The following is a 9234-nucleotide window of genomic DNA, read 5'->3' as shown; positions in this document are numbered from 1 at the left end:
TCGGCATCGGCATCGGCATCCGCGTCCGCGTCCGCGTCGGCATCGGCGTCCGCGTCAGCGTCGGCATCAGCATCCGCGTCGGCATCTGCGTCGGAATCTGCATCGGCGTCCGCGTCGGCATCCGCATCCGCGTCGGCATCTGCGTCGGCATCTGCATCAGCATCCGCGTCTGCGTCGGCATCGGCGTCGGCATCTGCATCCGCATCCGCATCCGCATCGGCATCAGCATCGGCATCAGCATCGGCATCTGCGTCGGAATCTGCATCCGCATCGGCGTCTGCATCTGCATCGGCATCCGCATCAGAATCATCACCTACATTCACGCCGTTGGTTCTGTCGAGAATGGTGAGTTCTTCTATTATCGGCGTGTCCGGGAAGTCGAGGCCTTCGGTTGGGTATCCGGCGGTGGGATCGATAATTTCGCCGGTCAAATCAAGCATTACGTGCGAGTGGGCACCACCGGCGCCAGGTTCGCCACTGCCTGTTGTGGTTTGTGGGCCTGCTGCGGTGGCTTCGAGAATTTGGGTTGGATCCTGGCCATCAGCAATGGCTTGCTGGATGGCCGCGATATCCGTTTGATCGGTTTGTGTCTGAGTGGAGGAGAGGCTATGTCCACCTTCCCAATGGCTATCACGCCCAAGGTCGAGCGTTTTTCCATCGGGAAGGGTGATGGTGACGGCGCCGTTGGCAGCTGTTTCAACTTGCTCTCCGGACAGAATTCTATCGCCTTCAACCAATAAGCGTTTGCTTCCGTCGGGTGAGATAGCGAAGACCTGGCCAATGATTGCTTTTATTGTTCCGGCTACACCGTTCATATGGCACTCCCCTTCATTTTGCGGGCTTATCCTTGCCGCTGAAAAAAAACAATTAAATACTGCGCATATTTTGGATTAACACTCTATTTTTCAGGTAAAAATATTGATTTTACTTATATTTACACCGCTATCATGCATATGTAATAAACAATTAGTCCGAATCTAATTCGAGACTATTAGGCATGGGAAAAATAATCTTTGATTTTAATGTTGGTTCAATGGAAATGTCTTGTAAAAAGTTGGTAGGGGTAGGACAAAATTGCATCAATTATTAGTTGGCTAACAATATTTCAGGTAATAAGTCATGCACCTGAAATATTGTAAGCGATAGCATTTTATATCAGTCTCTCATCTTCATCGCCGATGAGTCCTTCCAGCCCGCTCAAGGTCTGACGGGCCTGAGCACGATTAAGCAGTTTGTTTTGTGCGGCAGGAGGGAGATCGGTGATGCTGATAATTCCCTTACTCATCAAAACCTCAATAAGGTCTTCCAGAACACGGACCATATTGAGATCGCTTTGCTGCAACTGTTGTATTGTTGCGGTGCGAAGACTATTTACTTTTAGCCACTCGTTGATTTCAGCAGTAGGCTCTTCACTCTGCTCAGTCATACCGTTGAATTCTACATTTTCAATCCGGACAATTCGTCCTTCTGCATCACGTTCGATAAAGTGCATGGCTGCTCTCCTGAGATTTATTGTAGTGTGCTGGCGTCGCTAAAATAACGCCCCATCGCGCCATACAGGCCTATTTTCTCCAGTACTGCCAGCTCACCTTCCGTCTCAACGCGCTCGGCGATGAGCGGCAAATTGATCTGCCGTGTAGCCCAGTAAATGGCTTCGATAAAGAGCTTTTTGTCTTCTTCTTCATTGATATGGTGAGTGTATCCACCGTCAACTTTAATCCAGGCAAGCCCCCATTGCGGCAGGTTGCCAATGAGGTGGAAGCGTCCGCCGAAATGCTGGATCCCGAGGCCGCAGCCGAGTTCCTGCAATTTTTTTACCAGTACGCTGACGCGTTCCGGATCGGGGAGTTCGTTCTCGTCCAGTTCGAGCGTCAACCGCGAGGTCAGGTGTCGCGCGGTTTTTAACGGCTGAAGCAGGGTATTCAGACTTTCGTCGTCGGCCACGCTCTCACCGCTGATGCTGAGGGCAAAAGCGTGGGTGGTGTTTTCCATGGCGCGGAGCGTCTGTTTAAGCATCACGACATCCATGCGAAGCCCCAGCGCCAGGCGGCGAACCCAGGGAATGAAGCGGCCCGCAGGGATGATTTCACCCTCATCGGTTTTAATACGAGCCAGTATTTTTCTATGCAAAACAACATGTTTTGTGTTGCATTCGTACACCGGCTGGAAGTACAGCTCGAACGCTTCTTTATCCAGAATAGCGGTCAGCCGTTGGTGCCAGTGGTGGTGATCTTCATCTGGCGCTTGCTGTTGCGCCACAGCAGGATCGACGAAGGTCCGCATATCCGCTTCCGCCGCAACCAGAATCTGATCTGCCTGACGCAGCAGGTTTTGCGGAGTGTCGCCGTAGTGGAACGCCACCTCGGCAAAATGGGCGACCGGGCTGACATCGCTCAGACCCGTATCATAAAGCGCCTTCAATTGGGTGTTGAGGGAGCTTGCGAAGTTCTCCATCTCTTTGGGCAGCACGGGGGTGGTGATAATGGCAAATTCGCCGCCGCGGACGCGGGCGACGAATCCTTCCGTCGGGAAGAAGCGTTGCTGCAGCTCGTTAAGAATTTCGGCGACGGCAGTTAAGAGTTTATCGGTGCTCGCGCCGCCAAGACGCTGGTTGAGGCCCATGAGGTCCTGCACGCGCAGTAAAATCAGGCTGCCGTCCGCATGGTCTTCATCGCTCAGCCGGGTCTGGAATTTAATATCGAATGCCCGGCGGTTATTCAGGCCGGTCAGGCTGTCATTGTAGGCTTCCTGACGCAGGCTTTCGGTGCGTTTCGCCTGCTCGCTAAACAGCGCTTTAAGCTGAGTCACCATCATGTTGGTGGCTTCAACGACCCGGCGTAATTCCGGGGTTTTCGGCAACGCGGGTAGGCTCAGGAATTCACGGCGGCTGATGGCCATGGCCTGTTCGACGATATAGTTCAGCGGGCGCAGACGATGGCGCAGCATAACCATCGCGCCAAGAATACACAGTGCGCTACAGCCGGTGAGCCAGAGGAAGCTGGCGACCAGGCTACCCCACAGGCGCGCCAGAGCGAACATTGGATGGCTAATCACTTCGACGCGGGCTGCCTGGGTCCAGCCGCGCATGACGACGGCTTCTCCCTGGCCTGGATTCAGGTGCACCATACGCACAAACCAGTCCGGTACGTTGGCGCTTGGCGGAATATTTTGCCGCTCGATAATGGGTTTTCCGCTTTTAATATCAATAACCTTAATTCGATAGAAGTAGCCGCTATCGAAGATGGAATTCACCATCAGTTCCGTCATCACCGGATCGTCAATATGCGCGGTCAGCGAGAGACCGAGAGCCGTGGCGGCGTCCTGAGCATGTGCGCCCAGCTGGTTATGATATTGTTCGCGCGAGCTTTCCAGCGTCGCGAAAAAATTGCCGCAGAAGATCGTCAGCGTAAACAGACAGATGCCAATCAGTAGCTGTTTATAAAGGGACATGACCGCTTCCTATTCATTAATTACAAACCCTTCTGCACGCATCCTGGTGAGAAGATCCTGCCAACGAGAGAGTCTTTTACTGTCGCCAACGCGTTTGCTGCCGCTGGCTTGTGGGATCCACAAACCTTCACCGTTAAAAGAATAAACGGGGAGCAGATCGCTGCGTGCGGTGGCGGGTAATATGGCGGGTTTGAGATTATCGAGAACCAGCGGAATTGCGTCCGGGGTCGAATACCATGTCACCACCATATGTGCCTGATTTAATTGTAATGCTTTAACGTAGGTAATTCGCAGTTGGCTGGCCGGAACACCTAATTCACGTAGGGTAAAATATTTCGCCAGCGCGTAATCTTCGCAATCGCCTGCACCTTTACGCAATGCTTCAACCGGCGTGGCCCAATAATCCTCTTGTCCCCATACCGTCATATCATCCACAAAGCGAATTCGTGAATTGAAGAATTGGTTTACACGATTCAGGGTGGCCTGAATATTGCCTGTTGCAGGTTTTTTAAGCAATAACTCCCAGTCGTCAATATTACGCTGCGCGGTGGTTGAGGCTGGGCCATAAAGACGCTGGGTGCGCGTATTGATGGTATTGAAGTCCCAGCCCGCTCCCAGATCCGGCGGAATCAGTAGCAGTGCCAAAAACAACGGTAGCCATCGTTTCCAGGCTAACGCGCGCGCGCAATCCCGCAGGCGCTTCATTTATGAAACGCTCATTATCAAGGGATTATGCCGTGTAGCCATGCTGATGACGCCAGTGTTTTCGGTAAGCGACATAGCCGGAAAGGTAATGCTCGACGTCATCAATGCGTACCCGGAAGCTGTGGTGACGGATAAAAAAGCTGCCCGTGATGCGCGGTGGATTTTTGAAGAACATCGCCAGCTCCGGCCAGAAAAAACCGTTTGCGAGATAGCGTGCGCGGGTCTCCAGCGCCAGATTGAATTGCGCCATATCGAATCCGTCCAGCAGATGCCGATGTTCAGAATCGGCAAGGCGTTTCAGCATACGCGATGCTGCCATCATGAGCTCCAGCAGCGTCGGGTAGGTAGTAACCCGGTGGAGAACAAAATCCAGGTGGTCGCGAACGTTGTCCAGGCCAAACTGGTAATAGCGTTCAAGCGGACGGTACAGCGTGAGCTCGTTAACACAGTAGCTTAGCCAGTGGTCGTGAGCCTGCCAGTGCTTCTGCGCAATAAAGTGATCCATGGCGTGTTCAACGATGGCCAGCCAGCGCGGATCTTTCGTCAGGCCGTACAGGCGCATCAGTGCGAAAGCCGCTTCACCATCGTAGTAAATGATGCGGTGTTCTGCCTTCAACGACAGATCGGCTGCATGCAGGACGTGGTTGAAACCACCGGTTTCCGGCTTTTGCATAAAGCCAATGCCGTTGGCGAGACGCTGCATTTGCGCCAGATAGCGTTCATCGCCGGTCAGCTCGGTGTATTTGGTCATCGCCAGAATACACACCGCGTTACCGCCGAGTTTAATTTCGCCGCCGGTGTCTATCAGAAAATCGGCCTCGCTGCCGTCGGGCAGTTTCCGGGTGGCAATTAGCTCAGTTGAGAGGTCGTGCAACGCGCGTTCAATGGCGGCAAGCTGCGTCGGTTGTTGTGTCACTTCCCAACCTTCCAGCAGCGCATAGGTGGAGCTGGCATGGCGCAAAGCGTTATAGGTTGGAATAGGGCGATCGAAGCAAGGGAACCAGCCGTAGTGGTAGCGGCCCGATTTTTTCACCTGACGAGCCAGATAGTCGGTGGCGGAGAAAATCATCGGGTCGAGCGCTTCTTCCTGCCAGTTCGTGAGCTGGCGATAGCCCGCATTACGGCCGTTGAACTCGATGGGATAAACCTGTTCCCCGTCGCTGAATAGGCTGCGGGTGTTGAAGCGCCAAATGAGTTGCTGCGGTTCATCCGGCCAGCGTAACGCGTTGCCAAAGCGCCAGCGGCCATAGTGCGCCAGATTCGCGGCATTGGGCGTCGCGACACCTTCGGTACCGTGATACATCAGCGCATTGGCGTTAATTTCCTGCTCAAGGATGGGCTGCTTGAAGTCGGGGGTAAAACTCAAACCAAAGCGGAAATAGTTACGTTTGGTTTTGCCCAGTTTCTCCTGGAGAGCATCCCAACGCAGGGTCTGAATTTTATCGACCAGATCGACGCGTAACCAGACCGGCTGGCGGCTTTGTTGGCTCGTCCAGCGCTGGAGGTCATCCTGCGCGCGTTGCCATGCTTCATCCAGTGTGTCACCGCAGGCATAGGCGGTATAAGCGCGTTCCTGAGCATTGCTGGCGCTCAGAAAAAGGATAAAGCCCGGAAAGGGGGAAGGCTGTGCGGGAACATTAAGCGATTCAAGTTCAGGGCGCGTATGTGTAAGTAAACGACTCAGTGACATTTAAGCTCCTTGTCATGCCGTGACACCCTTGTCTGAGAATAATCGCATTCAAAATAGCATTACATATTGCGATTTATGTATTCTACATTTCTACTATCTTGCTCAGAGAATAAGAAATAACCCTTCCAGGATCAAACAAATTGGCAGAGATATCGTTGGATAATTCTGCCTTTAGCCTAAAGAATTCGAATGACAGGAAGGTGGCAAGATAGGGTTCCCAATAAGCTGACTAATGTAAGTGATTTAGGGAAGTATGCACAACAATCGTCGATCCGGTTTGATGGATCATGGATGTATGCCATTGCCAACCCGCAGCATCACCATTGAATTTGCCAGGAGTTAAGGTGACACAGAAAATTGAAAAAGGATATTCACAGGATGCATGCTGGACAGCTGAATTGCTCGTCGAGGCGGTTCCGGGTCGTTGGTTGATTCCACCACATGATGGTTGGCGAGCGACAGGCGTGTCTATTTTCGCCCCCGCAATGCAGCCCGGCAATATGGTGTGTGTGCGTGGTGAAAATGAAAGCGGCGGCATACTCTCAGACAGCCTTGATAGGCTTCCATTTCCGCCAGCGGCTTTAATCGTCAGTGATGAGGGCCTGGTGACAGGATGTAATGTGCCTGTTTATCTCGTCAATGACTGGAACGAGGCTCTATTTTGTATGGGGCGATATGCCCGCGGCAAAATGAGTGGCAACGTTATCGGCGTCACCGGAAGCGCTGGGAAAACGACGTGTGTTGCAATGCTGACCGCTGCACTTGCTGAGTGGGGGCCTGCCTGCGGGAGTGTGGCGAATGCCAACTTACCGCGCGGCGTTGCGTGGAATATTGCTTCGATGCCATGGAATACACCGCAGATCGTCCTGGAGATGGCGATTGGCCGTATGGATCTGAGCTCGCGCATGGTGCGTCCTACCGTGGCTGTCGTCACCAATATCCAGGCGGTACATCTCAAGGGTAGTCAGTCTTTAAATGATATTGCGCGCACTAAGGCGATGATTTTTTTAGGTATGAAGCCAGGTGATGTTGCCGTGCTCAACCGTGATATGCAGGAATGGGACTGTATTTATACGGCGGCAATAAAACAGGGACTGCGTGTGGTGACCTATGGTCAGCGGGGAGAATGTGACTGTCGACTGGTGTCATATGACCCGGCGACGCGTCGTGTTACGGCGGAGATTTTTGGCCGCCGCCTCAGCTATACACTGCAGGCAGAAGGCCAGCATATGGCACTCAATAGCGTGGCTGTGCTCAGCGTAGTGTCCTCACTCGGCTATTCTCCCGAGCAAGCGCTGGCGAGACTTTCGCGTTTTGAGGCTTTATCTGGGCGGGGTGAAGTCAATTCACTCATTGTGGCAGCACACCCGTTAACGGTGATTGATGATGCTTACAACGCGAATCCTGGCTCAATGAGGGCGGCAGTTGCTCAATTGAGTGAGTCGAATCTACCCGGGAGAAAAGTGATTGTCTTGGGTGAGATGGCTGAACTTGGTGATGAGTATGAACAGTATTATCTTGCCTTGATGGACGAGATAAATCGTAGCACGGTCGATAATATCTACCTGATTGGCCAGACCTACAAAGAGTATGGCGGTGCGATCTCCTCTAGCAAGCAGTGTATCGTGTTGGATGATATTGAGGCGTTTAAAGCGGTTTACCTGAAGACAATTCAGGATAGTGACGTCGTTTTATTTAAAGGGTCGCATGCTGCTCAGATCTGGAAGCTAGTGAATTGGTTGAAACTGTTAGCGGCTCGTCGCGTCCACTCTTCTCACTGAACGATCGGCTTATGCTGAGGCTGGATCGTTCTTCGTCGTGATATGTGGTCTCATGGCAAGGACGATCAAATCCGGTTATTCATCTCGATGTAGCAAATCGGCATAAATACCGGTTAATACGCCCTGTGGCCCAAATTCTCGCTTAATCCACTGCGTCACCTGCCCGGTGGCGGAGTGCTGAGTGGCTAATAGCATGCGGGAATCCTGGCGCGGGTTATGGATCTGCCGGGTGACCAGCAGGGACTCTTCCAGCGCCTCGCGCACCATATAGTCCGGTAAAAAGCCGATTCCTTCGCCAAGGATTTGGCACTGGCATTTGGTATTAAAATCCGGCACCAGAATGGACTCCTGGCCGTGCAGCAGCCAGCCGACCTTTTTGTTGATGGTGTGGGCGGTGTCCTCAACCATGATGTTGGGATATAGCCTAAGCTGGCTTTCAGAAATGGGCTCCGGCATAAACGCCAGCGGATGGGTTGGCGCGATGGCGAAAGCCCAACGAATGGCGCCGATTTCGGTATAGTCGATACCGCCACCGTCAAGCAGCGTATCCGGTGCACCGATAGCGATATTCGCCTGGTTATTAATAATCGAATCCCACACGCCGTTATAGACTTCGGTGGTGACGGTTATCTGGCAGGTCGGAAACTGCTTTTTCAATACTTGTAGCAGCCGGGCGGTGTGCTTTGGCGTGTACAGCAGTTGGTTGATACAGATGCGCACGCGGGTCTCAATTCCCTGAGCGATGGTATCGATGCTGCGCTTGATGGCGTGGAAATCATTCAGCAGGTCGCTGGCTTTGCGGAAGAAATAGCGGCCAGATTCGGTCAACTCGATGCTGCGCGTACTGCGGGTGAACAGCACCACATCCAGCCCGGTTTCCATGCGTTTGATGGTGTAGCTGATGGCGGAGGTGGTCAAACCCAGCTCCTCCGCCGCTTTGCTAAAGCTGCTGAACCGTGCGGCGGTGGTAAACGCCAGCAGGTTTTCTTCGGTAAAAATTGAGTTCATCTGCCTGCTCCTGCCGCATGGATCCACAGATGAATGTATTGGCAGAACGTATCATTGAGCAATGATTTTTGAATAACTTTTAAAAACGGCTCACGCCGCGTCTTTTGAGGTCGCCTCGCTCAATTTCCGCCCGGTGTATTCCGAGATATACCCGATGCTGTTTCCGGCCAGGAAACCCAGCAGCGTAGCCCACCAGTTGAGGCCGGTTGCGAAAAACAGCGTCATGCCGAGAAAGCCACCGGGGATAAACGACGTGAGCCAGAATCGCCCCTGCCAGACGATGACGGCGGAGAAGGGTACCGTCATGACCACACCGGCCCAAAAGGCGGAAAGCCCGCTGACCGACGCCAGCCATCCGGAGGCCGTAGCGGCGAGAAATGCCCAAACGGCACCGGAGTAATTCACCGCCAGGCTCTTTACAAAACCCGCGTTACCGCCGCCTGCCGCGTAGAAGCTACAGAAGGCGACAAAGCCTATCGAACCCAGTAATTCCCAGCCTGCCGCTAGCCCAACCTGCGAAGACACCATCTGCCAGAGACCTGCACAAATCCCGACAGTAATGCCCGTTGCGGTGAGTCCGTTCATGATGATTTCCTCTCG

At 53.1% G+C, this 9234-nt stretch carries 7 protein-coding genes and 1 pseudogene; 1 reads left to right on the top strand and 7 read right to left on the bottom strand.

Annotated elements, in window-relative coordinates; genetic code table 11:
* The 5 genes and pseudogenes from LZ634_RS14630 to LZ634_RS14610 all read right to left on the bottom strand — a co-directional run.
* Positions 1–815 (bottom strand): retention module-containing protein (locus LZ634_RS14630; RefSeq protein WP_234506571.1); only part of this gene is annotated, 815 nt, incomplete at its 3' end.
* A gap of 335 nt (positions 816–1150) precedes the next feature.
* Entirely contained in the window at positions 1151–1492 is a 342-nt protein-coding gene (locus LZ634_RS14625) for a tryptophan synthase subunit beta (protein ID WP_234506568.1), read from the bottom strand.
* Between the two features lie 17 nt (positions 1493–1509).
* Positions 1510–3450: a cyclic di-GMP receptor LapD gene (gene lapD / locus LZ634_RS14620; protein WP_234506564.1), complete on the bottom strand. Its 1941-nt coding sequence runs from the start codon at positions 3448–3450 to the stop codon at positions 1510–1512.
* A gap of 9 nt (positions 3451–3459) precedes the next feature.
* Positions 3460–4155, bottom strand: coding sequence for a cysteine protease LapG (gene lapG / locus LZ634_RS14615; RefSeq protein ID WP_234506561.1), 696 nt, complete (start codon positions 4153–4155; stop codon positions 3460–3462).
* 55 nt (positions 4156–4210) lie between these two features.
* Positions 4211–5845 (bottom strand): annotated as a pseudogene (locus tag LZ634_RS14610) (Mur ligase); the annotation flags it as partial.
* Between the two features lie 344 nt (positions 5846–6189).
* Between LZ634_RS14610 and LZ634_RS14605 the strand changes: the two are divergent.
* A complete protein-coding gene (locus LZ634_RS14605) occupies positions 6190–7626 on the top strand; it encodes a UDP-N-acetylmuramoyl-tripeptide--D-alanyl-D-alanine ligase (RefSeq protein ID WP_234506554.1) in 1437 nt (478 codons plus the stop codon).
* 75 nt (positions 7627–7701) lie between these two features.
* On the opposite strand, the gene LZ634_RS14600 is transcribed toward LZ634_RS14605, so the two are convergent.
* Positions 7702–8634: a LysR substrate-binding domain-containing protein gene (locus LZ634_RS14600; protein WP_234506552.1), complete on the bottom strand. Its 933-nt coding sequence runs from the start codon at positions 8632–8634 to the stop codon at positions 7702–7704.
* 90 nt (positions 8635–8724) lie between these two features.
* Positions 8725–9219 carry a DUF1097 domain-containing protein gene (locus tag LZ634_RS14595; protein ID WP_234506548.1) on the bottom strand — a complete coding sequence of 165 codons (495 nt, stop codon included), beginning with the start codon at positions 9217–9219 and terminating at the stop codon, positions 8725–8727.
* Between the last annotated feature and the right edge of the window lie 15 nt (positions 9220–9234).

It is taken from the genome of Kluyvera intermedia (genome assembly GCF_021440345.1).
Classification (GTDB): domain Bacteria; phylum Pseudomonadota; class Gammaproteobacteria; order Enterobacterales; family Enterobacteriaceae; genus Kluyvera; species Kluyvera intermedia_A.
This window is presented reverse-complemented; position numbering and strand designations above follow the sequence as displayed.

Excerpts from the sequence above, each read along its gene's own strand:
- LZ634_RS14595 (WP_234506548.1), bottom strand. The coding sequence starts at position 9,219 with ATGAACGGACTCACCGCAACGGGCATTACTGTCGGGATTTGTGCAGGT.
- LZ634_RS14625 (WP_234506568.1), bottom strand. The coding sequence starts at position 1,492 with ATGCACTTTATCGAACGTGATGCAGAAGGACGAATTGTCCGGATTGAA.
- LZ634_RS14600 (WP_234506552.1), bottom strand. The coding sequence starts at position 8,634 with ATGAACTCAATTTTTACCGAAGAAAACCTGCTGGCGTTTACCACCGCC.
- lapG (WP_234506561.1), bottom strand. The coding sequence starts at position 4,155 with ATGAAGCGCCTGCGGGATTGCGCGCGCGCGTTAGCCTGGAAACGATGG.
- lapD (WP_234506564.1), bottom strand. The coding sequence starts at position 3,450 with ATGTCCCTTTATAAACAGCTACTGATTGGCATCTGTCTGTTTACGCTG.